This window comes from Candidatus Soleaferrea massiliensis AP7 (genome assembly GCF_000820765.1).
Taxonomy (GTDB): Bacteria; Bacillota; Clostridia; order Oscillospirales; family Ruminococcaceae; genus Soleaferrea; species Soleaferrea massiliensis.
This window is the reverse complement of record NZ_CCYH01000043.1, coordinates 1-24,630: the sequence shown is the minus strand read 5'-3', so window position 1 is coordinate 24,630 and position 24,630 is coordinate 1. Positions and strand designations below refer to the sequence as shown.

Sequence of the window (24,630 nt, the reverse complement as noted above, 5' to 3'; positions counted from 1 at the left end):
AATAGATGTCACGTATAGGAAGAAAACCAATTGTTATACCAACCGGCGTTGATGTAAAAATTGACGGAAGTACCATTACGGTCAAAGGCCCGAAGGGTACCTTAAGCAATACATTCCATCCGGATATGATCATCGGTATCGAGAATGGGGAACTCACCGTTGCCCGCCCGTCCGAGGATAAAATGCACAAAAGCTTACATGGTCTTACCAGAACGCTGATCGCCAACATGGTCGAGGGCGTTGTGAACGAGTTCAAAAAGGAACTGGAAGTCAATGGTGTAGGTTACCGTGCTGCAAAACAGGGTAAGGACCTGGTTATGAACCTGGGCTACTCTCATCAGGTAATTGTACCTGAAATCGATGGTATCACCATTGATGTACCTGCCCCGAACAAGATCGTCATTCACGGTCCGGATAAACAGAAGGTCGGCCAGTTCGCCGCCGAAGTCCGTGAAAAACGTCCGCCGGAGCCCTATAAAGGCAAGGGTATCAAATATGTCGATGAGCACATCATCCGCAAAGAAGGTAAAGCAGGTAAAGCCAAGAAATAAAAATAATGATTGTGGGGCGTCCGTCGTGATGCCGTTGGTGTGGGTCCTCCCGTGCCAAAGGGGCGTTTTCGCCCCCTGCAAAGTATTTTAAAGGAGTGACAAACTTATGGTGAGCAAGCAGGATAGCAACAAAGCTAGGCTGAAAAGACACCTCAGAGTTCGTGCCAAGATCAATGGTACGGCACAGCGTCCTCGCCTTAATGTGTTCCGCTCAACAAAGCATATTTATGCACAACTGATAGATGATGTAAACGGCGTAACCCTTTGTTCCGCGTCCACGGTCGAAAAGGATTTCGGCATGTACGGCGGCAACAAGGAAGCAGCGAAAAAAGTCGGCACGGAGATTGCAAAACGGGCAATTGCCAAGGGCATCTCCGAAGCTGTATTTGACCGCGGCGGTTATGTCTATCACGGCCGTGTGAAAGAGTTAGCCGATGGCGCTCGTGAAGCCGGCCTGAAAATCTAATGGGGAGGGATACTGTGGCTAAGTTATTGGACGCTTCTACATTTGATTTACAGGAGAAGGTCGTCTCCATCAACCGTGTATCCAAAACGGTAAAAGGCGGACGTATCTTCAAATTCGCAGCTCTGGTTGTTGTCGGAGACGGCAAGGGAACCGTGGGCTTCGGAATCGGCAAAGCCTCCGAGGTGCCGGATGCAATCCGCAAGGGCATTGAGGATGCAAAGAAGAATTTAAGAACGATCTCCCTCAAGGGAACCACGATTCCGCATGAGGTGATCGGTGTATTCGGTGCAGGCAGAGTGCTCATGAAACCGGCAGCTCCCGGTACCGGCGTTATCGCCGGCGGACCTGTCCGTGCTGTACTCGAGGTTGCAGGCATCCGTGATATCCGTACGAAATCCCTCAGATCGAACAATCCGACCAACGTGGTCACCGCGACCGTCAATGGTCTGAGCTCGCTGAGAGATGTCAATCAGGTTGCGGCGCTGCGCGGCAAATCTGTAGAAGAAGTTTTAGGTTAAGGAGGAAGCTCACATGGCTTTTAAGATTAAACTGGTTAAAAGCCTGGTCGGCTGCAAGGACGACCAGATTGCGACGGCTGCTTCCCTGGGACTTCGCAGAATCGGCCAGGAGACAGTACAGCCTGATAACGAAGCGACCAAAGGCAAGATCAAGAAGATTGTCCATCTTGTCCAGGTCACTGAAGCGTAACAAAGCGGAGCGAATGCCCGCAGTTTTGAGAAAAAACGCAAGACTAAGTGTTTTATTATGGCGCAGACAGAGTCTGCCAAGGAGGTGCGAGTAAAATGAAGTTGCACGAACTTTCTCCGGCTCCCGGTTCTGCAAAAAAAGCATACCGCAAAGGCAGAGGCCCGGGTTCAGGCAATGGTAAAACTGCCGGTAAGGGACACAAAGGCCAGAACGCCCGTTCGGGCGGCGGCGTAAGGCCGGGATTCGAAGGCGGCCAGATGCCTCTGGCAAGACGCGTCCCGAAGAGAGGATTCAACAACATCTTTGCTACCAGATATGCAACCATCAACGTGTCAGATTTAAATCGATTCGAAGACGGAGCGGTTGTGGATACCGATGCCATCATCGCTTCCGGTTTGATCAAGAAACCGCTGGACGGTATTAAAATTCTCGGCAATGGGGAATTGGAGAAGAAACTTACCGTCACGGTTGCGGCTTTCTCAGCTTCGGCGAAGGAAAAGATTGAAAAAGCTGGCGGAAAGACGCAGGTGATTTAAGATGTTTGAAACAATCAGGAATGCTTGGAAAATAGCGGACTTAAGAAAGAAACTCTTATACACCCTGATGATTATCATCATCTTCCGCATCGGCGCCGCGATTCCGGTGCCGTTCCTGGATGCGACCGTGCTGCAGGAGTTCACGCAGACGCAGTCCGGCAGCCTGCTCGGATTCATCGACCTGTTCTCAGGCGGTGCGTTCTCGCATGCAACCATCTTCGCAATGTCCATTTCCCCGTACATCACATCGTCCATCGTCATCCAGCTGCTGACCGTGGCCATCCCGGCCCTGGAACGCATGCAGAAGGAAGGCGAAGAGGGACGTAAACGGTTACAGAAGATCACAAGGTATACGACCATCATCCTGGCGCTGATTCAGGCGACCGCGTTCTACTTCCTGCTTCGGAACCTGGGCGCATCGACCGGAAGCGCCGGCGTGGATGCGGTGCTCTATACCGACGGCCTCGAAGGTTTGTTCGTCGCCGTGATCATCATCGCCTGCTTCACCGCAGGTACCGCGTTTATCGTATGGCTCGGCGACCGGATCTCTGAAAAGGGACTCGGCAACGGCATCTCGATCATCCTGTTCGCAGGTATTCTTTCGAGAGGCCCGAGCGCATTCATGACACTGTGGCAGTACATCCAGCTCGCGCTGCAGGGCGATTCGAAGTACTTCTTCCTCGTCCCGATGGTCGTTCTGGTCTTCCTGGCGCTGATCGTCGGCATCATCATCATGACCAACGCAGAGCGCAGGATCCCGGTTCAGTATGCGAAACGCCAGGTCGGCCGCAAGATGTACGGCGGACAGAGCAGCCACATTCCAATCAAGGTCAACATGTCGGGCGTTATGCCGGTCATCTTCGCAAGCTCCATTCTGGCGCTGCCGGGAACCATCAAAGCGTTCCTGCCGATCGCACAGGGCGGTATGGCCGACAAGATCCTGAGTATCTTCAATTACAATTCCATGTTCTATGCAATTCTCTACTTCCTGCTGATCATCGCGTTCAACTACTTCTACGTGGCGATCCAGTACAATCCAATGGAGATTGCAAACAACCTGCGTAAGAATAACGGTGCGGTGCCGGGCATCCGTCCGGGCAAGCCGACCACCGACTTCATTTCGAAGATCATCAACAGAATCACCCTGGTCGGCGCGCTGTGCTTAGGCGTTATTGCAGTCCTGCCGATCGTGCTGGGTGCCGTATCCGGCATCGGCATCGCGCTGGGTGGTACGTCCATCATCATCGTCGTCGGCGTTGCGCTCGACACCATGCGCAGCATGGAATCCCAGATGATGATGCGTCATTACAAGGGCTTCCTTGAATAAAGCGTTTACAGGGGGGCAAAACTTTCGCTGAAAGCTTTGCCCGCCCTTTCACAACAACGATGCGGAATTTAGACTGCGAGGTGAATGCTATGAAACTGATATTGTTAGGCGCGCCGGGTGCCGGCAAAGGCACACAGGCCGAAGTGATCTGCGACACGCTGAAGATTCCCGCCATCAGTACGGGAAACATCATCCGTGAAGCGCTCAAAAACGGCACCGAACTGGGACTGAAGGCCAAATCCTATATGGATGAGGGCAAGCTGGTTCCGGATGAGGTGGTCATCGAAATCATCAAGGAACGTCTGAGCCAGGACGACTGCAAGGATGGATTCATCCTGGACGGTTTCCCGCGGACGGTACCGCAGGCCGAAGCGCTGGACAGAATGGGTATTGAGATCGACCGCGTCATCGACATCGAGGTCGCGGACGAAAGAATCGCGAAGCGCATGTCGGGCCGCCGGGTTTGTGAGAAGTGCGGTGCATCTTACCACATTGAATACAAGCCGAGCAAGGCCGAAGGCAAATGCGACAAGTGTGACGGCAATACCGTTATCAGGAAGGATGATGAACCGGCGACCGTGTTGCAGCGGCTTGAGGTTTATCATGAACAGACCGAGCCTTTGAAGGACTACTATGAGAAAAAAGGTAAGCTTTACATCGTAGAAGGACAGGAAGAGGTCAAGGATACGACCACTCTGACCTTAAAGGCTTTGGAGGCATAACATGGTTGTGCTGAAGAGTAAAAACGAACTGCTGAAGCTGAAAGAAGCAGGAAGAATTTCCGCACAGGCGTTAAAACTTGGCGGCGAAGCGGTAAAGCCCGGTGTTTCGACATGGAAGATCGATCAGGTCATCCACGATTATATCGTTTCCGAGGGCGCGACCCCTTCCTTTCTCAATTACGGCGGATTTCCAGCGAGCGCATGCATTTCGGTCAACAATGAGGTCATCCACGGGATCCCTTCTCAGAAGCGGATCATCAGGGAAGGCGACATCGTCAGCATTGACGTCGGCGCCTGCAAGGACGGCTATCATGGGGACAATGCATGGACCTTCGCAGCCGGAGCGATCTCCGACGAAGCGAAAAGCCTGCTGGAGACGACAGAAGAAAGCCTATATGCAGCGATCAAAGCGGCGGTCAAGGGCAACCGGCTCGGGGATGTCGGATATGCCGTACAGAGCACAGTCGAGAAAAAAGGCTATGGCGTTGTACGGGATTATGTCGGCCATGGAGTCGGAAGAAATCTGCACGAGGAACCCAACGTTCCGAATTTCGGGCTTCCCGGTCACGGGACGCGGCTGTTGCCCGGCATGGTCATCGCGATTGAGCCGATGATCAATATAAAAGGTGCAGGTGTCCGGCAGCTTTCAGACGGCTGGACGGTGGTGACCGCAAGCGGCAGCTTGTCGGCCCACTTTGAGCACACGATCGCGATCACGGAGCAGGGCCCTGTGATCCTGACAGCTCTGTAAGGAGGATGTGCCGAAGATGGAGTATCCGATTGGCTGCGTAGTGAAATCTGCTGCCGGAAGGGACAGTGAACGGTTCTTTGTCGTGCTTGACACGGATGGGGAATTCGCACTGATTGCGGACGGCAGGCTCAGGAAAGTGGAAAAACCGAAACGTAAGAAGTTCAAACACCTCAGAAGAACGAATACCGTCGTCGATCCTGAACAGATCACTACAAACAAACGCGTCAGACAGGCGCTGCGCGGATTCAATGAGTCCGAAACGATAAGGTAGGAGGTTTTTTTATGGCGAAAGAAGACGTTATTGAGATTGAAGGCACCGTTGTAGAAGCTTTGCCGAACGCACAGTTCAGAGTGGAGCTGCCCAACGGGCACAAGCTGCTCGCACATATCTCCGGCAAGCTCAGGATGAACTTCATCCGCATCCTGCCGGGCGATAAAGTTACGATAGAGATGTCGCCGTACGATCTGACCAAGGGCCGGATCACATGGCGTTCCAAATAGCCCAAGGAGGTAATTTCAAATGAAAGTAAGACCTTCCGTTAAGCCCATTTGCGAGAAATGCAAAATTATTAAACGTAAGGGTCGCATTATGGTAATATGCCAGAACCCGAAACACAAACAACGTCAGGGCTAAGTGGCAAAACCTAGATAATGGAGGTGCACTAACATATGGCTCGTATAGCTGGTGTTGACCTGCCCAGGGATAAAAGGGTGGAAATCGGACTTACCTATATTTTTGGTATCGGCCGTAAAACAGCTTCGGACATTCTGAAAAGTACAGGCGTCAATCCTGACACGCGTGTCAAGGACCTGACCGAGGATGATGTCTCCAAGCTGCGTGAATATATCGATAAAAATGTCGAGGTGGAAGGCGATCTGCGCCGTGCAACGGCGCTGAACATCAAACGCCTGATCGAAATCGGATGCTACCGCGGCGTACGCCACAGAAAGGGACTGCCGGTCAGAGGACAGCGTTCCAAAACCAATGCGCGTACCAGAAAGGGTCCGAAGAAAACCATCGCGAATAAGAAGAAGTAATAGGGAGGGATACGAGAAATGGCTAAAACTACTGCGAAGAGAACTGGTAGAAAACGTCGTGAACGCAAACATATTGAACGCGGCGCCGCTCATATCCAATCTACCTTTAACAACACCATCGTGACCATCACGGATGTACAGGGCAACGCTCTGTCCTGGGCAAGCGCAGGCGGCCTCGGATTCAGAGGTTCCAGAAAGTCCACGCCGTTCGCAGCGCAGACCGCTGCTGAAACCGCTGCAAAGGCGGCAATGGAGCATGGACTCAAATCCGTTGAGGTCTTCGTCAAAGGACCGGGTTCCGGCCGTGAGGCTGCGATCCGCGCACTGCAGGCGGCAGGTTTGGAGGTCAGCATGATCAAAGATGTGACCCCAATCCCGCACAACGGATGCCGCCCGCCGAAAAGAAGACGCGTCTAACCACCTGCGGTGGGGCAATCGCCTACGGCCACCTACGGTGGAGTATTCGCCTACGGCGTGCTTACGATTGGCGAAACATGAAACTATGGTTGGCAGGGTATTTGCGGCAAACAAGCGAATGGCGATGATGTGCCATTCATCCGCATGCTGAACACAGAGATGTGGCGCATGCTCTGTTGCCCAGATAAAGACGGTTGCAAAGAAACAGTACGCGCAATATTGATACGATACCGGGATGAAATTTACCATATATTTCATTTCTTGGTTTACAGATTGTATAAAGGAACCATCCTTGTACAAGAATCTTACAGGAGGTGTAACCGGATGGCAAGATATACCGGAGCGGTTTGTAGATTATGCCGTCGTGAAGGCCAGAAATTGTTCTTGAAGGGAACCAGATGCCACACCGATAAGTGTGCAATCACCCGCAGAGAATATGCACCGGGCCAGCACGGTCAGGGCCGCAAAAAAGTATCCGAATATGGTATTCAGTTACGTGCAAAACAGATGGCGAGACGTTATTACGGCGTCCTTGAAAGCCAGTTCAGCAAATATTTTGATATGGCGGAACGTAAACAGGGCATGGCTGGTGAAAACCTGCTGAGAATCCTGGAAAGCCGTCTTGACAACGTCGTATACCGTCTGGGACTCGCAAGCTCCAGAAAAGAAGCAAGACAGCTTGTCCGTCACGAGCACTTTACGCTCAATGGCAAGAAGGTCAACATTCCGTCGATCCTGCTCAGAGAAGGCGATGTTGTCGCCGTTGCGCAGAAGAGCAGAAACAGCGAGAAAATCAAAGCTGTTGTCGAAGCTTTTGGTTCCCGTCCAATTCCCGAGTGGCTGGATTATGACAGCAATGCAATGCAGGGCAAGGTCGTAAGAATGCCGAACCGTGAAGAGATCGATCTTGAGGTCGAGGAACATCTGATCGTCGAGCTGTATTCCAAATAATCAGCGTGTTAAAATGTGAAGGGCTGTGTGCCCCCTTTCTAACAGAAATTCGATGATAAAATCAGTAAGGGAACGCGAAAAAATGAAGATGCGGAGCTTCATCCGTATCAAAGAATCAAAGGAGGGTTTTTATGATAGGAATTGAAAAGCCGAGAATTGAGACGGCAGACTCAAAGCTGGACGGCACCTATGGCAAATTTGTCGTAGAGCCTCTGGAACGCGGTTTCGGTACCACTTTGGGCAACAGTCTCAGACGTGTTTTACTCTCCTCGCTTCCTGGTGTAGCCGTTACGTCTATTAAGATCAATGGCATACAACATGAGTTTTCGACGATAGAGGGTGTCAAGGAGGATGTGACGGAAATTGTCCTGAACATCAAGGGCCTGACAGCTAAGCTTTACAGCGAGGAACCGAAGATCGTTTACATTGAGGCCGAAGGCGAATGTGAAGTGACTGCGGGTTCAATTAAAGCTGATTCTGAAGTTGAAATACTCGATCCGAACATGCATATTGCGTATCTGGCGGAAGGCGCGACCCTGAACATGGAGCTTGTGCTGGACAAAGGCCGCGGCTATGTTGCTGCGGAACGCAATAAGCAGAATTTGCAGTCCACCATCGGGGTGATTCCGGTTGACAGTATTTATACGCCTGTTTTAAAGGTAAATTATACGGTGGAAAACACCCGCGTTGGACAGATTGTCGATTACGATAAATTAACACTGGAAGTCTGGACGGATGGGACAGTCACCGCGAAGGAAGCGGTATCGTTAGCTGCCAAGGTCCTCAACGAACATCTCAACCTGTTTGTGGATCTCTCCGGCGACTTGGCGCACGGGGACTTTATGGTGGAAACAGACGAGGACAACAAAGAAAAAGTACTTGAGATGACCATTGAAGAGCTTGACCTGTCTGTCCGTTCATTTAACTGTTTAAAACGTGCCGGTATCAATACGGTACAGGATTTGATCAACAAGTCCGAGGATGATATGATGAAAGTCAGAAACCTCGGAAAGAAATCTCTGGAGGAGGTTATCCACAAGCTGTATTCGCTGGGATATTCTCTGAGCAAAGAGGAAGAGTAAGAATTTTGTGCGCGTAAACCGGATAAAGGAGTGAATTTCGATGCCAGGTACAAGAAAACTCGGCAGAGCGTCTGACCATAGAAAAGCTATGCTCAGGGCGATGGTAACGTACTTGTTGGAAAACGGCAAGATCGAAACCACTGTGACCAGGGCCAAAGAAGTCCGTGCCGTTGCAGAGAAAGCCATTACGACCGCTAAGACCAATGACCTGCACTCCAAGCGTCAGATATTTGCCTTCATCACGAAGGAAGAGGTTGCGAAGAAGCTGTTTGATGATATCGCTCCGAAGTACAACGATCGGAACGGCGGATACACCCGCATCATTAAAATCGGCCCGCGCCGCGGCGACGCTGCAGAGATGGCGATTATCGAGTTGGTATAATGTAAAGAAAAAAAGCCTGCGATCCATTTGGATTGCAGGCTTTTTTGGGTGTGAGAAGAAGACAATTTAGTCTGAGATTTTAAAAGTGGAGCCATGGAAGGCGATATAAGGTAAATATTAAGATAAAGTCCCCATACTAGGATTCTTTTTGATTTTTTCTGTAGACGATGGCTTATCGGCTTTCTGTTCTGTATCTGATTTTGATTCAGATTCAGGTATTTCAAATTCAACAGCTCCTACCTCTTCGTCAATATATAAAAGACGAATCATATCATCAGAGAAATGAGGAACATTTTTACGAAGGAAATTTACAACAGAAAGACAGTTTTGATCAGCAAGATCTTTAGAATAGAAGAGAATATCCAATTTGTTTTCATCATTCATGTATAGCCATACCAATGAAATCATGTTTTCAACATTAGGATATTGTTTTAAGACATCTCCTACGCCATGAACCAAATCATTATAGGAATATTTTACTTTAACAAATGAAAAAAAACCAGAATCGATGAGTTCTTGTTTAAGAGCTTTATGTTCAGGTGTATCGGTCATAAATCGATCATCTGAAATATAAATGATTGTGCTCCAGTCATCAGAGCCAGATCCCATTCTGTAATAATAATCTGTGTTAAATTCATAGGGGTAATCGCTGGACGTTTCTTTCAAAAACTCATAAAGACGATCTCGATAACTTTTATAGACTTGATAAACCTTCCAATTAAAATATTTAATATTTTCCGTTATTTCGTCATAATATGTAAAATATATCATGTCATCAGAGAAATTAGAAACATTAGCGGCAAGATAGTCGAGGATTTCCTGGTAGGATTCCTGCAAATTACCTGAATTTTTAAATTGGAGTTCCAATTTGCCGTTCTCATTTGGAATCATTGACAACTTGCGAAAATCAGTTTTATCCATATACTCTATCATAGTACGGCCAATATCGGCAAATTCTTCATAGGGATAGTCGATCAGTTCAAAATGAAAAAAGCCGGATTCTAAGAGCTCCTGTTTCAAAGCAGCTCTTTCAGGTGTTTCGGTCAGAAAATCTTCACGAGTAATATAGATATAACCAACAGGAATGGATTCGTCATAGGAATATTCGATAAAGCCGTCAATCTGGTGTGAGTTAGTTGCTCTCATAACTTCAAGACTCAGTGCGCGAAAATATTCCAAATTGTCTTCATGATAGTGTGTCGACTGTAGAATATTGGGGCCAGGAATGCCTCCATCATAGGCGGATATGGAAGTGACGCATAGATTTGTAATGATACATGTTGCACATAATACGGCAAGAATCTTCTTTTTCAGCATGTTATATTCCTTCTTTAATTTAGAAAATGGTTGTATAGTTGTGTAAAGTCTTCTATTACACCATTATTTAAGTGATTTAGATTAAATTTCTTTAAGATACAGACTTCCAATATGAATTGGGAGTCTGTATCTTAAATCAAATGATCGATGAGACTTTATGCACCGGTGCTTGGATTCTGTTTTTCAGGAACTTTGACAACCGGCGTTGTGGGTTTCGGGTCTTCCGGTTTCGGATCCGGTGTTGGCTCTGGATCGGGGGTTGGTTCCGGGAAGGGAATGGGCGTCAGCACATCGTTGTCATACACATAAAGACCGATCATGTTCTGCTCGAAGCCCTCAACGGTTTCATCTAAGTAAGCGGCAATGGCCTCAGCGTTCTCTATTGCAGACGCTTCGGATTCAAAAAGCAAAGCCGCATAATTATCTCCTTCAGCAGGATTCCAAAGACCTGCCAAATCCGCTAAAGTCATGTCGGTAATCTGGTAGTCTTCCATTTTATCTTCCAATGCAACGAGAACATTGAAGAGCTGCGTATAGGAATAATTGCCGTATTCAATCTGAACGTGACCTGAGTCGATCAGCTGCTGTTTTAATGTTGCAAGTTCCGGCGACTGCGTAAGGAAGCTGTCGTTGGTAATATACAGATAAATCATTTCATTTGCTTCATCAACATAGAAGCCGCTGAAAGTATCGGCAATCTGTTCAGCATACTGTATAATCTGGTCCAATATTTCCTGAAATTCTTCATCCAACTCCGGGATATCCGGAACTTCTGGCAGATCAGAGATCGCTTCGTTTAAAATCTCCGTGGGGTCTTCAATGGTTTGCGCAGATACAGGAGAGAAGCACATAGAGCTCATCAGTCCGACAGCGCACAGGACAGCTAAAATCTTTTTCTTCATGTCTTTTTACCTCTTTTAAAATCAATTTGTCCACGCTATATAACGTGGCTTGACATAAAAACAGCATCCTCCAGCTCTGTAAATGGCAAGGAGAAATTTAACTGGAAGACAATATTTTCATAATTTATATTATAATATTTTTAATATACAAAGTCAATAAGGAAGCATCAGGCATAGCATAAAGTATTTACCTTGACTATTGTGCATATTGTACAATGAATATGGGGCGATATTTTTTATCCTTCTATTGTATTGTGTTGTGGGAAGGATAATGGTATAATCTAACTATCTGTACAAATCCTAATGATACTCGATTGAGCAGCCCCATTTTATATACCAGAGGCTGCGTCGGACAGGAGCGTGTCATGAAACCATTATATGAAGAGACCCTGCAGGAAGCATACATTTATCATGGACGGATCATCAATCTGCGCAACGATACCGTGCGTCTCGAAAATGGCAGCACGGCGAGCAGAGAGGTGATCGAGCACTCGGGCGGCGTCTGCGTTGTGGCCATCGACGACGAGAACCGCATCTATATGGTGCGCCAGTACCGCTATCCCTATAAGGAAGTGCTGCTGGAGATCCCGGCCGGGAAGCTGACGCCCGGAGAGAAGCCCACGGACTGCGGAAAGCGCGAGCTGGAAGAGGAAACCGGGCTTTCGGCAAACGAACTGGTGAGCCTGGGCCAGCTGTATCCCACACCCGGCTATGTTGGAGAGATTCTCTATATGTACTTGGCCCAGGGGCTGAGACAGAAGCAGCAGCATCTGGATGAAGACGAATTCCTCGAAGTTGTGAAGGTTCCGTTCGATGAAGCGCTGGGTATGGTCCTGCACGGAGAAATCAAGGACGCGAAGACGCAGGCTGCGATCATGAAGGTGCGTCTTCTGAAGGATGCGGGAGAGCTTTGATGGAGGAGCAAGCACAGACGGGACAGTGTCCCGGAGAGATGGAAGAAATCCTGTGGGCTGGAAAAAGCGCGCTGGTTTACTGGCGGCTGCGGCTGACCCTCTATTTTTTGATACCGGCGTTTTTGTCCGGCGTGTTTATCGGATTCTATCGCAGCCTGGTCTGGATCATTCTGACCGGTTTGTGGCTGCTGTGCTATCTTCTGTTTTTTCTCGGCTATTATCCGATCAAGCGGCATCGGCTGTACCTGCGGCTGAACAGCGGCCGGCTGTCGGTATACGGCGGCGTGATCTATTGGCGTATCCGAAGCATAGAGCTTGCCAACATCCAGACCGTCCAGTTAATCAGCAGCCCGCTGCTGGCACTGCTGCGGCTGCGCACACTGATTGTAAACGGCGCGGGAATCTCAATCCACATCCCATGTCTGGCACGGGAAGACGCCAAGCCGCTGTATGAGAGACTGACCGGCGACATCCTTGAACCCAAGGGGGATGAAGCTGATGGAAAGGGGCGGGAAGCGTGAAAGACGTACAGACCGTCCAAGCGGAAAAAAGGCTGCATCCGATCAGCATTGTAAGCCTGCTGTCTCATTTTCTGTACCTGCTGCTGATCCCATTGGTCCGCGGCATATTTGCCGTATTCCGCGGCGGATTTTACGAATGGCTGTCCGGTTCCTGGATTGACCTGCTGGTGGTGTTCGCCATTGTTTCTCTGGGCGTCATCAACTGGTACTTCGTGCGGTACACCGTCAGGCCGGATCATTTTATTTTGAAGCGCGGGGTCTTTGTCAAGAAACGCTGGTGCATCCCCAAAAACAACATCACAACCCTTTCGGTGGATGATTATTTCTGGTTTAAGCCTTTCCGGGCGGTGCTGCTGAATGTGGACACTTACACCCTGACGGCAAATGACTTTGACATCTCAATCCTGATTCATAAAAAAGATGCCGATTGTATTTTAGCGGAGGATATGACTGTGGACGCGCGCAAGACCCACACCTACCGCACAAAAAGCAGCTATGTGGTGGTGCTGGCGGTGCTGCTGTCCAACTCGTTTGCGGGCATCATCCTGTTGTCCACCTTTATCACCAATGCCGGTAAAATATTGGGCGAACAGCTGGCGGCGAATATCTACGGCACGCTGACTGCCATTGTGCGCAAGGTTGCGTTCGGCATCCCGCCGGCGGCGCTGCTGATTGCGTGCGTGCTGCTGGCCGGATGGCTGATCACCTTTGTATCCAACATCATCCGGTATAAAAACTTCACAGCAAGCCGGAGCGGAGACTACTTAACAATAACATCTGGTATTTTTACAAATAGATATTACTCTGTGTCGATTGGCGCGGTCAATTATCTGGATATCCGGCAGAGCATTGTGACCAGGCTGTTCAAACTGAATCCGGTTTATCTGGACTGCGTGGGGCTTGGGAAGCGCCGCGGGGATGTATCCGCCGTGATACCGATCTGCCGCAGAAGAAATATGAAGACCTATATCCACATGCTGGTGCCGCATCTTCAGCCGGTAAAGCGCCAGCTGAAACCGAATGCCGGGTCGATCTTCAAGTTCATTATCGATCCGCTCTGGCCGTGTCTGCTGCTTCCGGCCGGCATCTGGGTTTTATATTATGTGCTGCCGAATTGGAGGAGCCTGACGGTGTTTGCCGGTATCTGTGCCTGCATCCCGGCCTATTGGTGGATGGCGGTGCGGCTGGTGGATTTCTTTACATCGGGGATTGCACGGGATGGGGACAATTTTACACTGCGCTATTCGAAGGGATTTTCGCTGCACACCATTGTGATTCCAAAGCAGAAGATCGCGCAGGTGACCATCCGCCAGAGCATTCTGCAGAAACAGGACAATCGCTGCGATGTGATTGTCTACACCGACAACGAACGGCGCAGCAGCCATCACTGCAGGAATCTGCTGCGCAGCGACGTCTACAATCTGTTTGAGCTGAAAGAGGCGCATGACACCAACAAGCTGAAAAATTGTGCATAATCGGACAGCGGGTTATAAAATCTTTAACGGGAAACAACCATTTCATGACGATAAAAATGGGGACACTGGCAGTTTGATCAATGGAGAAATGGATATCTTATGCAACATGCTGGATTCTTCGATGAAACCACATAAATTGGAGCTGATTTCCATCGGTTTTTATGCATATTTGGCTTCTGAATGACAGAATTCTTCATATTTTTATGAGTTATGTCCAAAGAAGGCCGCGTTTTTCCATGACAGCGCCAGGGGAAGCTGTAAAATCCCAACATTTGAGACGAAGTTGTGAATTGTGTCGGTTATTTTGTAAAGAAACAGAAATCCTATTTACATTCGCTTGGGAATATATTATATTATTGATAGGAGTTGTGCACGACTTTTTATCGAAGTTCAACAGGAGACTTTTGGAATGAAAGGCACCCTCAAGAAAATCATGCAAAGGACTCCATAGACGTTTTAGCTTGCGACGATTAAGACGGACAACCTGTCGGCGGAAAAGGAATGAAACAAACAGAATTCCGGTTTCGTCGAATCGGTCTGCCGGAAAACGGCGGGCTGGACAGAGAAAAGGGACCCTGTTACACAAGGTTTGATAGTGAAATGCTATTCAATAAGTTCAAGGAGGCTAAAAAAATGAAGAATTCCAGAAAGATTCTGGCGTCAACCATGGCAGGCTGCGTGCTGCTGTCTTCCCTGACGATACCGACTGTTTCCGCAGTGGATTTTGAGTCGGGCGGGGATCTCATGATCTCAAGCAGTTACAACGATAAGTTCTACAACCCCGGCGATACGGTGGAGCTGACATACTCCGCCCCCATCAAGGAAAAGACAAACGGAATAGGTATGGATTCCTATGAAATGTACCTGAAATATCAGCTGGATCAGATCATCCCTGCAAAGCTGAACGGCACACAGGAAGCTGAATCGCTGAACTGCAGCGGCAGAGATAATTTATCCACGATAGCAAGGGTCGATAAAAATGACCCCAACAAGGGCATTTCTTATTTGATGTTTATAGCTGACAGCTTGATTGCCACCAATAGTCTGAAAGGAGATCCTTTCTTAAAGATCAAATTCCAGATTGCGGACAGCATGGCGGGCCAGGAAGCGAACATTCCGATCAACATGGACAGCGGTTCGTTTATATATGACAAAAATCCGTCAGAAGTACAATATGTCACATTTAACGCAAAAGAAGAGAATCAGACCATCATCCGCGTCGACCAGAAGGCGCCGACCGTCAAGCTGAACGGAACATCCTATTCCGGTACGGTTTCCAATGCCTTTACCGGTTCGGTGAAGATCGATGTGGAGGATCTGAACCTCCGGAACATCACGCTGGACGGCAAGACCATCACCTCCGGAACCTCGATCGGCACCGACGGCAAACATACGGTTGTCGCGACCGATGCGGCCGGCAACCAAACCACCACCATCTTCAATTTGGAGATGGCCCCGGTCAACGTCACCGGCGTCAAGCTGAACAAAAACAGCGACACGCTGACTGAAGGCGAGACCCTGCAGCTGACCGCGACGGTTTCTCCGTCGGATGCGACCAACAAAGGCGTCAGCTGGAAATCCAGCGACAACGCGATCGCAACCGTTAAAAACGGCTTGGTTACGGCTGTAGCTCCCGGCAAGGTTGACATCACGGTCACCACGCTGGACGGCTCGTTTACCGATACCTGTAAGCTGACGATTGAAAAAGCGCCTGTCAGGGTTACCGGCATCCAGCTGGACAAGACCGCGGCGACGCTCAATCGCGGCGATTCGATGAAGCTGAACGCATCGGTCATCCCGGCGGATGCGGACAATCAGAACATCAGCTGGAAATCGAGCGATGACAGCAAGGTCACCGTCGACCAGCAGGGCAATATCACGGCTGTCGTGGCCGGTTCCGCGGACATCACCGTCACCTCCGAGGACGGCAGTTTTGAGAAGACCTGTGCGGTCACTGTGGTTGTGCCGGTTACCGATGTCACCTTAAATAAGGAAACGGCAGACATGTTTGTGGGCGATTCGCTTGAGCTGGAAGCAACGATTCTGCCGGCTGATGCGACCAACAAGGAGATCCGCTGGACCAGCAGCAATTCTGAAATTGCGTCGGTTGAGAATGGACGCGTCACCGCGCTGAAGGCCGGCGACGTCACCATCAACGCAACCTCTGTGGACGGCAACATCCAGGCGCAGTGCAGCATTCATATCGATGTGCCGGTTTCCGGCGTCAGACTGGATAAGACTGAAGAGACGATCTATACAGGCGCTACCCTGCAGCTGACCGCAACGGTTCTTCCGGAGGATGCCGCGAATAAAAACGTCACCTGGTCGGTTGATGATCCTTCCAAGGCGAGTGTGGAAAACGGACTGGTCACCGCAAAGGCGGTCGGACAGGTGGTTGTCACCGTGACCACCGAAGAGGGCGGCTTTAAGGCTACCTGTACCGTCAATATTGAAAAAGCGCCTGTCCCGGTCACCGGCGTCAGGCTGGACAAAAATACCGCGACCATCGAGGACGGCAAGACTCTGAAGCTGAATGCGACTGTCCTGCCGGAAGACGCAAATAACCAGAATGTCACCTGGTCGGTCGATGATGAGTCCAAGGCAAGCGTGGAGAACGGCCTTGTCACCGCGAAGGCGCCGGGACAGGTGGTTGTCACCGTAACGACCGAAGAGGGCGGCTTTACAGAGACCTGCACCATCCAGATTGATCCTGTTGCCGTCACCGGCGTGGAGCTGGACAAGCAGACAGGGGAAGTCAAGGTTGGCGGAACCCTGCAGCTGAATGCATCGGTGCTCCCGAGCAACGCCAGCAACAAAGAAGTGATCTGGTCGGTTAACGACGAGAGCAAGGCGACGGTTGAGAACGGACTGGTCACCGCGCTGAAGGGCGGCGAGGTTGTCGTCACCGTCAGGACGGTCGACGGATCCTTTGAGGATACCTGTACGCTGACCATCGTGGTTCCGGTCACCGAGGTCACACTTGATCATACGAGCGGCGAACTGAAGGTCGGCGAAACCCTGCAGCTTCTTGCAACGGTTCTGCCGGAAGATGCGACAAACAAAGAAATCAGATGGAACACCAGCAACTCCGCAGTCGCGACGGTCGAGAACGGACTGGTCACCGCGCTGAAGGGCGGCGAGGTCACGATAAGCGCCACCTCTGTGGACGGCAACATCACCGCGCAGTGCAAAATTGTTGTTGTGGTTCCGGTAACCGGCGTTGAGCTGGATAAAACGACCGCCGACATGAAGCGCGGCGAAAAGTTGCAGCTGAACGCAAGCGTCCTGCCGGCGGATGCGACCAACCAGGAAGTTATATGGTCGGTCAGCGACGACAGCAAGGCGACTGTGGAAAACGGACTTGTCACCGCGATCGGCGGCGGCGAAGTCACCGTCACGGCGACGACTGCCGACGGCTCGTTTGAAGCGGAATGCGTCATCAACATCACCGTGCCGGTCACCGGCGTGGAGTTGGATAAGACCAGCGCAAGCATCAATCTGGGCGAAACCCTGAAGCTGAATGCAAAGGTCCAGCCGGCGGACGCTGATAATCAAGAAGTTATCTGGTCGGTCAGCGACGACAGCAAGGCGACTGTGGAAAACGGACTTGTCACCGCGATCGGCGGCGGCGAAGTCGTTGTCACCGCGACGACCGTCGACGGAGACTTTGAAGCCTCCTGCACCGTAACCGTCATCGTTCCGGTCACCGGAATTGAATTGGATATCACAGATGTCACCATCTATGTCGGCGATTCCCTGCAGCTGAATGCCAGCGTCATCCCGGAAGACGCCACCAACCAGAACGTGTCCTGGTCGGTCAATGAGCCGGGCAAGGCGACTGTGGAAAACGGCCTTGTCAAAGCGCTCGCAGCCGGCGAAGTCATCGTCACCGTGAAGAGCGAAGACGGAAACTTCGAAGCTTCCTGTACGCTTACCATTGAAAATGTCCGCGCAGAGAGCATTGCGCTTGATCAGGCAGAGCTTTCTCTCCCGATCGGCCAGAGTGCCAAGCTGAATGCAACCATCTTGCCGAACAATACCACCAACAAGAATGTCCTCTGGAGCAGCAGCGACGACACCGTCGCATCTGTGGCTGCGGACGGCACCATCACCGCGCTCAAAGCGGGCAATGCGGTCATCACCGCAACCGCTGAGGACAGCGAAGGCGCGCTCACCGCAACCTGCAATGTCACCGTGACGACTCCGGTTTCCGGTGTGGAGCTGGATAAGAGCGAAGAGGAGCTGCGTGTCGGTGAAACCGTACAGCTGACAGCCAATGTCCTGCCAGCAGACGCCGACAATAAGGAAATCAGATGGTCGGTCAGCGACTCCTCTATCCTGTCGGTTGAAGATGGACTGGTCACCGCGCTCAAGGGCGGCGAAGCCTATGTCAACGTCGCAACCGTGGACGGAAACTTCCAGGCAAGATGCAAGGTCGCCGTCATTGTCGATGCGACCGGCGTTGAGCTGGACAAGACCGAGGAAACCATCCAGATTGGCGATACCCTGCAGCTGAACGCAAGCGTTCTGCCGGCGGACGCAACCGAGAAGAAGGTCACCTGGTCTGTCGACGATGAGGAAAAGGCAGAGGTTTCGGAAGACGGTATGGTAACCGCAAAGGTAGCCGGCGATGTCGTTGTCACCGCAACCACCGTGGACGGCGGCTTCACAGCGGAATGCACCATCCATATTGAGAAGAAATCCCCGCAGACCGTTTCTGTAACCGGCGTCAAGCTCAACAAAGAGAGAGCAACCATCGGCGTCAAGGAAACCCTGCAGCTGAGCGCTTCCATCCTGCCTGAAAACGCGAGCAACAAGAATGTCAGCTGGACCAGCAGCAATCCGAAGGTTGCCACCGTCTCGAAGGACGGAAAGGTAACCGGTATTGCGAAGGGTACAGCGACCATCACAGTCAAGACCGCGGATGGAAACTTCACCGCCAAATGCGTTGTCACCGTCACCTCGAAGGGCAACCCGCAGACCGGTGCAAACGCCGGAGCTTCGGCCCCGAACAACCTGACGAACGGCATCGTGATCGCTTACTCGAGAAAACGCGACCTCCTCTCGAAGGATGTCGATCTTCTTGGACAGCCGAAGCAGCCAAACGGCCTGCCGGCAGTCGGTATGCGGTATTGGTTTATGTAATACAAAAACTGTATATGCGAAGATGAGTATGCAGTTGCTATAAAAGGAACGGGCGGCCAGTTGGCCGCCCGTTCCTTTTTGTACGCTTTCGTTTGGTAAAACCCCCGGTTCTGCCGGGGCATAGATAGAAAAAGCTTTAGAGAAGGCATTCCGAAGGAAAGTGAGTTCTTTAAAGCAAAAGCTTAATAACAGCATTTGATGATATATCCGTCCTTATAGCAAATGAATTCAACCCGTTTACGGGTTGCCGTGCGTGTGATGCTGTAATGATAGCGATTCCCCTAGAGGGGCTGTGCATACCACCGGTTTACTGCTGGTTTTAATTGCACAGTTTGGGGATAGGGATTCGGTTCTTGGAGAGATTCTTTTCATACAGGTTCGTGATATGGAAGCCGAGGCCCGGCAGAAGGGACAGCATCTTGCTCAAACCATACTTAATACAAGCGGTTATTCCCTTTTTGGGGGGGCGCGGTACGTTTTACATGGGCGGTACGAACCGACATTGAACGAACGGGACGAAGAGATTGCCCTTTTTGTGAATGAATTGCCGCTTAAACGATGATGTTTCCAATAGGAAAGGCTGTTTTCCGCCGTGTCACGGGGCTTCCGCTGCGGTTTTCATGGCCTGTCTGGCAGGGCATGAAGCGGGATTTCGTATCGGTACATCGGCGGACGAAAGGATACATTTAGAGAACTTATGAACATGTGTGAAGCTGAAAGGGGAATTTGTCCGGAAAACATTCGGAGATCATGTTTCCAAGGGAGGGGAGCAAGTGCCGTCTTGCTTTGAGGATTCTTAACAAAAAGACCATAGAACCAACAGAGAATTTTATCTTTTTGGTGGAAATATTATGATATACTTTTATAGAATATAGTTTTTCATACCAATATATAGAATTTCCTGCTTGGGAAGTTATAAAATCAAGAAATACAAAACGGATGAGGTGGCGCATGTTGAACAAAATATCTCTCCCCCACGACAAGAAGCTCTACAGCTATAAGTTCGCGTTTTTTGTGGCGCTGGCTGTGGCATTTATCATCTTCCTGCCGTTTATCATTTATGATCATGGCTATTTTATGTTCTTTGGAGATTTCAATGTCCAGCAGATCCCATTTAACAAGCTGGCCAATGAAGCGGTGCATTCCGGCAATGTATTCTGGAGCTGGAACACCGATTTGGGCGCCAATTTCATCGGCTCCTACAGCTTCTATCTGCTGTTCAGCCCGTTTTTCTGGCTGACGCTGCCGTTCCCCAGCGATATTGTGCCGTTTTTGATGGCGCCGCTGCTGATGCTGAAGTTCGCGACGGCATCGCTGACCGCTTACGCCTACATACGCCGCTTTGTCAAAAATCCCGGCTATGCGGTCATCGGCGGACTGCTGTATGCCTTCTCCAGCTATACGGTCTACAACGTCTTCTTCAACCATTTCCTCGATGTGCTGGCCTTCTTCCCGCTGGTGCTGCTGGCGCTGGAGGAGTTCATCCAGTACAACCGGCGCGGCCTGTTCGCGCTGATGATCTGCCTTTCGGCCATGATCAACTACTTCTTCTTTGTTGGGGAATGTGTGTTCCTGGTCATCTACTATTTCATCCGGCTGCTGTCGGATGATTGGGTCATCACCATCAAAAAATTCCTTTGGCTGGTGTTTGAGGCGGTCATCGGCGTCGCGCTGGCGGCCTTTGTCCTGATACCGTCAGCCTTGACGGTGCTGGGGAATCCAAGGCTGGACAGCTCGCTGCTCGGCTGGGATTTCCTGCTCTACAACAACAACCAGCGGATTCCGGCCATTTTGGAAAGCATGTTCTTCCCGCCGGATCTGCCGTCCAGACCGAATTTCTTCCCGGACATGGGCGCGAAGTGGTCCTCGATGGCCGCCTGGCTCCCGATGTTCGGCATGGTCGGCGTGCTGTCCTTTATCAAACAGAAGAAGGGGCACTGGATTAAGCGCATCCTGATCGTCTGTTTCGTGATGGCGTTGATCCCGGGTCTCAACAGCATCTTTATCGCGATGAACGGCAGTTACTATGCGCGCTGGTTCTATATGCCGGTGCTGATCATGGCGCTGGCAACCGTCAAGAGCCTGGAAGACCATACCGTGGATTTGAAGGCCGGGTTCAAGATCACCGCGATTATCTCGGCGATCTTCATCCTGGTCATCGGCTTTATGCCATACAGCAATGATGACGGCAGCGGCATCGGCCTGGAAAAGTATCCGCTGCGCTTCTGGATTTATGCGGCGATTGTCGTGCTTTCGCTGGCGCTTGTGTACCTGCTGATCAAAAAATACCGGCAGGACCGCGCAAAGCTGATCCAGCGTTCGATCATCCTGATATGCGTCATCAGCATCATCTATTCCTGGGTATATATCGGCACCGGAAAACAGCATTCCAACGACAACCAGTGGTTTATTGAGAACTGCATTGAAGGGGCGGACAAGATCAGCCTGCCGCAGGATGAAGGGTTCTACCGCGTCGATGTCTACGACGGCATTGAGAACCAGGCGATGTTCTGGGGAATGCCGACCATCCAGACCTTCCACAGCGTGGTTCCCGCGTCCATCATGGAATTCTACCCGACAGTCGGCGTGGACCGCGACGTTTCTTCAAAGCCTAGCCCGTCGCTTTACGGGCTCCGTTCCCTCCTGTCGGTCAAATACCTGTTTGTACCGGACAGCAAACCGGCCGGCACTTCCATCACCGGCTTCGAATACTACGACGAGCAGGGCGCCTTTACGGTCTATAAGAACGAGTATTTCCTGCCGATGGGCTTCACCTACGATGCGTGCATCAGTCGGCAGGACTATGAGAACGTCAATGAAATCGACCGTCACAAGATGCTGCTGCACGCGATGGTGCTGGACGACGACCAGATTGAGAAATACCGCGGCACCATCAAACAGCTGCAGTCCTCCCAATTCCCCATTTTAAGTGAGGATAACTATTACGAAGATGTCAAAGACCGGCAGAAATACACCTGCTCAAGCTTTGAAACAGACAACAACGGCTTTACCGCAGCCATCGACCTTGACAAGGACAACCTTGTCTTCTTCAGCGTCCCTTACGAGGAGGGCTGGAGCGCTACCGTCAACGGCGAGCCGGTGGATATCGAGAAGGTCAACATCGGTTTCATGGCGGTCAAGGTTCCGGCCGGAGAGAACAACACCATCCGGTTCAACTACAAGACGCCGGGCCTCGACGCGGGACTTCTCATTTCGGGTCTGTCGCTGGTCATTCTGCTTGCATACATGATCGTTTTCCACCGGATCAACAAAAAGAACCGGGAGCTTGTACCGGCCTGTGCAGGTCAGTCCGGCCAGATGGAATTTGACGATATCCTGGAAGACACCGATGTGCTGAGGGTCCAGAACGACCAGTTCGGCCTGCCGCAGCCGGCGGAGCTTGAAAACAAAGCGGAGCCGGAAAGCGGAGACGAGGTTCCGGCTGAACAGGAACCTGAAATCCCGCGGCCGGACCGCGAGAAGCCGCAGCAGCCGGAAAACCCATCCTGAATGAGGTAAATAATATGGATATTTTATATATGGTCATCCCCTGCTACAACGAAGAGGAGGTCCTCGGCGAGACCTCCCGGCGGCTGACAGATAAGTTTCAGGCACTGCTTGCAGCCGAAAAGATATCCCCTCAAAGCAGGGTCCTGTACGTGGACGACGGAAGCCGCGACGGAACCTGGGAGATCATCCTGCGGCAGCATCGGGAAAACCCGATGTTCCAGGGACTCAAGCTTTCGCGCAACAAGGGGCATCAGAACGCGCTGCTGGCGGGCCTGATGCTGGCCAAGGAGCATGCGGATATGGTCATCAGCATGGACGCCGACCTGCAGGACGACATCGGCGCGATCGATGCGTTTATCGACCGGTATTACAACGGCTGTGAGATCGTTTACGGCGTGCGCAACCGCCGTGACACCGACACCTTTTTCAAGCGCACCTCGGCGTCGATGTTCTATAAGTTTATGCGTTTTCTGGGTGTCGACATCATCGACAACCATGCGGATTACCGCCTGATGAGCAAACGCGCACTGGACGAGCTGGCAAACTTTCAGGAGGTCAACCTATTCCTGCGCGGCATCATCCCGCTGCTTGGATTCAAGACGGATATCGTCTATTATGAGCGGCAGGAACGCTTTGCGGGAACATCCAAATACCCGTTTAAGAAGATGATGTCCTTTGCGTTCGACGGCATCACGTCGTTCAGCGTAAGGCCGATCAAATTCATCACGGGCTTAGGCATCCTGATTGCAGCCGTCAGCATTATCGTGCTGGTCTATACCCTGTTTGTCAAAATCTTCGGCTTTACGGTTCCCGGCTGGACAGCCACAATCGGCTCCATCTGGCTGATCGGCGGCATCAACCTGCTGTGCCTGGGCATTATCGGGGAATACATCGGCAAGATTTATAAGGAGGTCAAAGCGCGTCCAAAGTACATTGTGGAAACGGACACGCTTCATCCGGAAGGCAGACACCACCGCGCTGCCGCCCCTTCGGACTCTATCGCGGATTCTTCTGAGCGGGATCGATCGGCTTCATCGGAACAGACCGAAAATGCCAGCCAGCAAAACAGAAGAAAACGGCGAAAATAAGCCTGTTCCATATATCTGTAATAAACCAATCTCCGATTGGATGTAGGCTGTCAAAAAAGTGAAAGCTGTCTCTCAGCGGCTTCACGATGTTTGCCAAGTGGCACTTGGCTGTGTGGCTTTTGTATCGCCGTTGCGCAGCGGTTTCACTTGGTTTGCCAAGACGCCTTGGCTGTGTGGCAGTTACTTCTTTGCCGGCCAAAGAAGTAACCAAGAAAGGCCGTTCAAGAGGGGCCATGCACAGTGCCACCGCGAGTCAGATGGCCCCCCCCTTGAAAATCCCCCTATGATATCTCTTTATCTGCTTCGGCCGTCTGCGGACGGCGTTTGGCTTTGGTCCGGGTGGTTGAATGGCTAGCAGCAGACGCTTACGCTCTCTAAGGTTGTCTTCACAGGTACCCCAATTCCCATAGTTGCTGTATAAATCATTCCTCGGCCGTAGAACGCCGTAGGCGATTGTTATGCATCGTTTTTTGACAGCCTGAATCCAATCTCTGATTGGATGGCATAAAAATACAATTTTATTACAGCAAAGCAGTTTAAAAGAGATCTTTGTTCAAAGCTGTTCTAAAGAGAAAGCACACATCCTACCATGGCGTGGCAGAAACAATGAGGCTAGACGAGAACAGTTCATCCGGTAAGGCTGTATACAGACAGCGACAGCGCCGGATTTATAAAAGGCATTGTGCTATGGGGTGCCTCTGCACGATTCCATTGCGTGGGTCCTGCCGTCATCTGGAAGCAGGAATTGCCCTATCCGGAAAAGCTGCGTGATTGGGGGATTTTCAAGGGGGCGGCAGTCCCCTTGAACGGCCTTTTCTGGTTACTCT

At 50.9% G+C, this 24,630-nt stretch carries 24 protein-coding genes; 22 read left to right on the top strand and 2 right to left on the bottom strand.

Annotated elements, in window-relative coordinates; genetic code table 11:
• Positions 1-5 precede the first annotated feature (5 nt).
• From rplF to rplQ, 16 genes are all read left to right on the top strand, one after another.
• On the top strand, positions 6-551 hold the full coding sequence (gene rplF, locus BN348_RS10950; RefSeq protein WP_040198036.1) for a 50S ribosomal protein L6: 546 nt from the start codon (positions 6-8) through the stop codon (positions 549-551).
• A 106-nt stretch (positions 552-657) separates the two neighbouring features.
• A complete protein-coding gene (gene rplR / locus BN348_RS10945) occupies positions 658-1,017 on the top strand; it encodes a 50S ribosomal protein L18 (RefSeq protein WP_040198035.1) in 360 nt (119 codons plus the stop codon).
• 14 nt (positions 1,018-1,031) lie between these two features.
• Positions 1,032-1,535, top strand: coding sequence for a 30S ribosomal protein S5 (rpsE, locus tag BN348_RS10940; protein WP_197068342.1), 504 nt, complete (start codon positions 1,032-1,034; stop codon positions 1,533-1,535).
• A 13-nt stretch (positions 1,536-1,548) separates the two neighbouring features.
• On the top strand, positions 1,549-1,725 hold the full coding sequence (rpmD, locus tag BN348_RS10935) for a 50S ribosomal protein L30 (protein ID WP_040198032.1): 177 nt from the start codon (positions 1,549-1,551) through the stop codon (positions 1,723-1,725).
• A gap of 95 nt (positions 1,726-1,820) precedes the next feature.
• Positions 1,821-2,261 (top strand): 50S ribosomal protein L15, encoded by a 441-nt coding sequence (rplO, locus tag BN348_RS10930; RefSeq protein ID WP_040198031.1) that lies wholly within the window; start codon positions 1,821-1,823, stop codon positions 2,259-2,261.
• A 1-nt stretch (position 2,262) separates the two neighbouring features.
• Positions 2,263-3,588, top strand: coding sequence for a preprotein translocase subunit SecY (gene secY / locus BN348_RS10925; RefSeq protein WP_040198030.1), 1,326 nt, complete (start codon positions 2,263-2,265; stop codon positions 3,586-3,588).
• Between the two features lie 89 nt (positions 3,589-3,677).
• Entirely contained in the window at positions 3,678-4,310 is a 633-nt protein-coding gene (locus BN348_RS10920) for an adenylate kinase (protein WP_040198028.1), read from the top strand.
• A 1-nt stretch (position 4,311) separates the two neighbouring features.
• Entirely contained in the window at positions 4,312-5,061 is a 750-nt protein-coding gene (gene map / locus BN348_RS10915) for a type I methionyl aminopeptidase (protein WP_040198027.1), read from the top strand.
• A gap of 16 nt (positions 5,062-5,077) precedes the next feature.
• Positions 5,078-5,332, top strand: a complete 255-nt coding sequence (locus BN348_RS10910; protein WP_040198026.1) for a KOW domain-containing RNA-binding protein — start codon at positions 5,078-5,080, stop codon at positions 5,330-5,332.
• Between the two features lie 11 nt (positions 5,333-5,343).
• Positions 5,344-5,562 (top strand): translation initiation factor IF-1, encoded by a 219-nt coding sequence (gene infA, locus BN348_RS10905; RefSeq protein ID WP_040198023.1) that lies wholly within the window; start codon positions 5,344-5,346, stop codon positions 5,560-5,562.
• A gap of 19 nt (positions 5,563-5,581) precedes the next feature.
• Positions 5,582-5,695: a 50S ribosomal protein L36 gene (gene rpmJ / locus BN348_RS13660; RefSeq protein ID WP_066455330.1), complete on the top strand. Its 114-nt coding sequence runs from the start codon at positions 5,582-5,584 to the stop codon at positions 5,693-5,695.
• A 35-nt stretch (positions 5,696-5,730) separates the two neighbouring features.
• On the top strand, positions 5,731-6,099 hold the full coding sequence (gene rpsM / locus BN348_RS10900) for a 30S ribosomal protein S13 (protein ID WP_040198022.1): 369 nt from the start codon (positions 5,731-5,733) through the stop codon (positions 6,097-6,099).
• 18 nt (positions 6,100-6,117) lie between these two features.
• Complete coding sequence (gene rpsK / locus BN348_RS10895; protein ID WP_040198021.1) at positions 6,118-6,516, top strand: 30S ribosomal protein S11; 399 nt, start codon at positions 6,118-6,120, stop codon at positions 6,514-6,516.
• Between the two features lie 324 nt (positions 6,517-6,840).
• Positions 6,841-7,467, top strand: a complete 627-nt coding sequence (gene rpsD / locus BN348_RS10890; protein ID WP_040198020.1) for a 30S ribosomal protein S4 — start codon at positions 6,841-6,843, stop codon at positions 7,465-7,467.
• Positions 7,468-7,598: 131 nt separating this feature from the next.
• Complete coding sequence (locus BN348_RS10885; protein WP_040198019.1) at positions 7,599-8,549, top strand: DNA-directed RNA polymerase subunit alpha; 951 nt, start codon at positions 7,599-7,601, stop codon at positions 8,547-8,549.
• A 40-nt stretch (positions 8,550-8,589) separates the two neighbouring features.
• Positions 8,590-8,931: a 50S ribosomal protein L17 gene (gene rplQ / locus BN348_RS10880; RefSeq protein ID WP_040198018.1), complete on the top strand. Its 342-nt coding sequence runs from the start codon at positions 8,590-8,592 to the stop codon at positions 8,929-8,931.
• A 117-nt stretch (positions 8,932-9,048) separates the two neighbouring features.
• Here the strand turns inward: rplQ and BN348_RS10875 are convergent, their stop codons facing one another.
• A complete protein-coding gene (locus tag BN348_RS10875; RefSeq protein ID WP_040198016.1) occupies positions 9,049-10,248 on the bottom strand; it encodes a hypothetical protein in 1,200 nt (399 codons plus the stop codon).
• 155 nt (positions 10,249-10,403) lie between these two features.
• Complete coding sequence (locus tag BN348_RS10870; protein ID WP_040198014.1) at positions 10,404-11,150, bottom strand: hypothetical protein; 747 nt, start codon at positions 11,148-11,150, stop codon at positions 10,404-10,406.
• A 365-nt stretch (positions 11,151-11,515) separates the two neighbouring features.
• Between BN348_RS10870 and BN348_RS10865 the strand changes: the two genes are divergently transcribed.
• The 6 genes from BN348_RS10865 (at position 11,516) to BN348_RS10825 (ending at position 23,803) form a co-directional block, all read left to right on the top strand.
• Positions 11,516-12,064, top strand: coding sequence for an NUDIX domain-containing protein (locus tag BN348_RS10865; protein ID WP_040198012.1), 549 nt, complete (start codon positions 11,516-11,518; stop codon positions 12,062-12,064).
• Complete coding sequence (locus BN348_RS10860) at positions 12,064-12,585, top strand: PH domain-containing protein (RefSeq protein ID WP_040198011.1); 522 nt, start codon at positions 12,064-12,066, stop codon at positions 12,583-12,585. The genes BN348_RS10865 and BN348_RS10860 overlap by 1 nt, the downstream gene beginning before the upstream one ends.
• Positions 12,582-14,060: a PH domain-containing protein gene (locus tag BN348_RS10855; RefSeq protein WP_040198010.1), complete on the top strand. Its 1,479-nt coding sequence runs from the start codon at positions 12,582-12,584 to the stop codon at positions 14,058-14,060. Before BN348_RS10860 ends, BN348_RS10855 begins: the two co-directional genes overlap by 4 nt.
• A 633-nt stretch (positions 14,061-14,693) precedes the next feature.
• The gene (locus BN348_RS13330; RefSeq protein WP_052446896.1) at positions 14,694-19,205 is read left to right on the top strand and encodes an Ig-like domain-containing protein; all 4,512 of its coding nucleotides are present in this window, start codon (positions 14,694-14,696) and stop codon (positions 19,203-19,205) included.
• 954 nt (positions 19,206-20,159) lie between these two features.
• The gene (locus BN348_RS10830; protein WP_197068341.1) at positions 20,160-22,715 is read left to right on the top strand and encodes a YfhO family protein; all 2,556 of its coding nucleotides are present in this window, start codon (positions 20,160-20,162) and stop codon (positions 22,713-22,715) included.
• A 14-nt stretch (positions 22,716-22,729) separates the two neighbouring features.
• Complete coding sequence (locus BN348_RS10825) at positions 22,730-23,803, top strand: glycosyltransferase family 2 protein (protein ID WP_082020941.1); 1,074 nt, start codon at positions 22,730-22,732, stop codon at positions 23,801-23,803.
• Positions 23,804-24,630 lie beyond the last annotated feature (827 nt).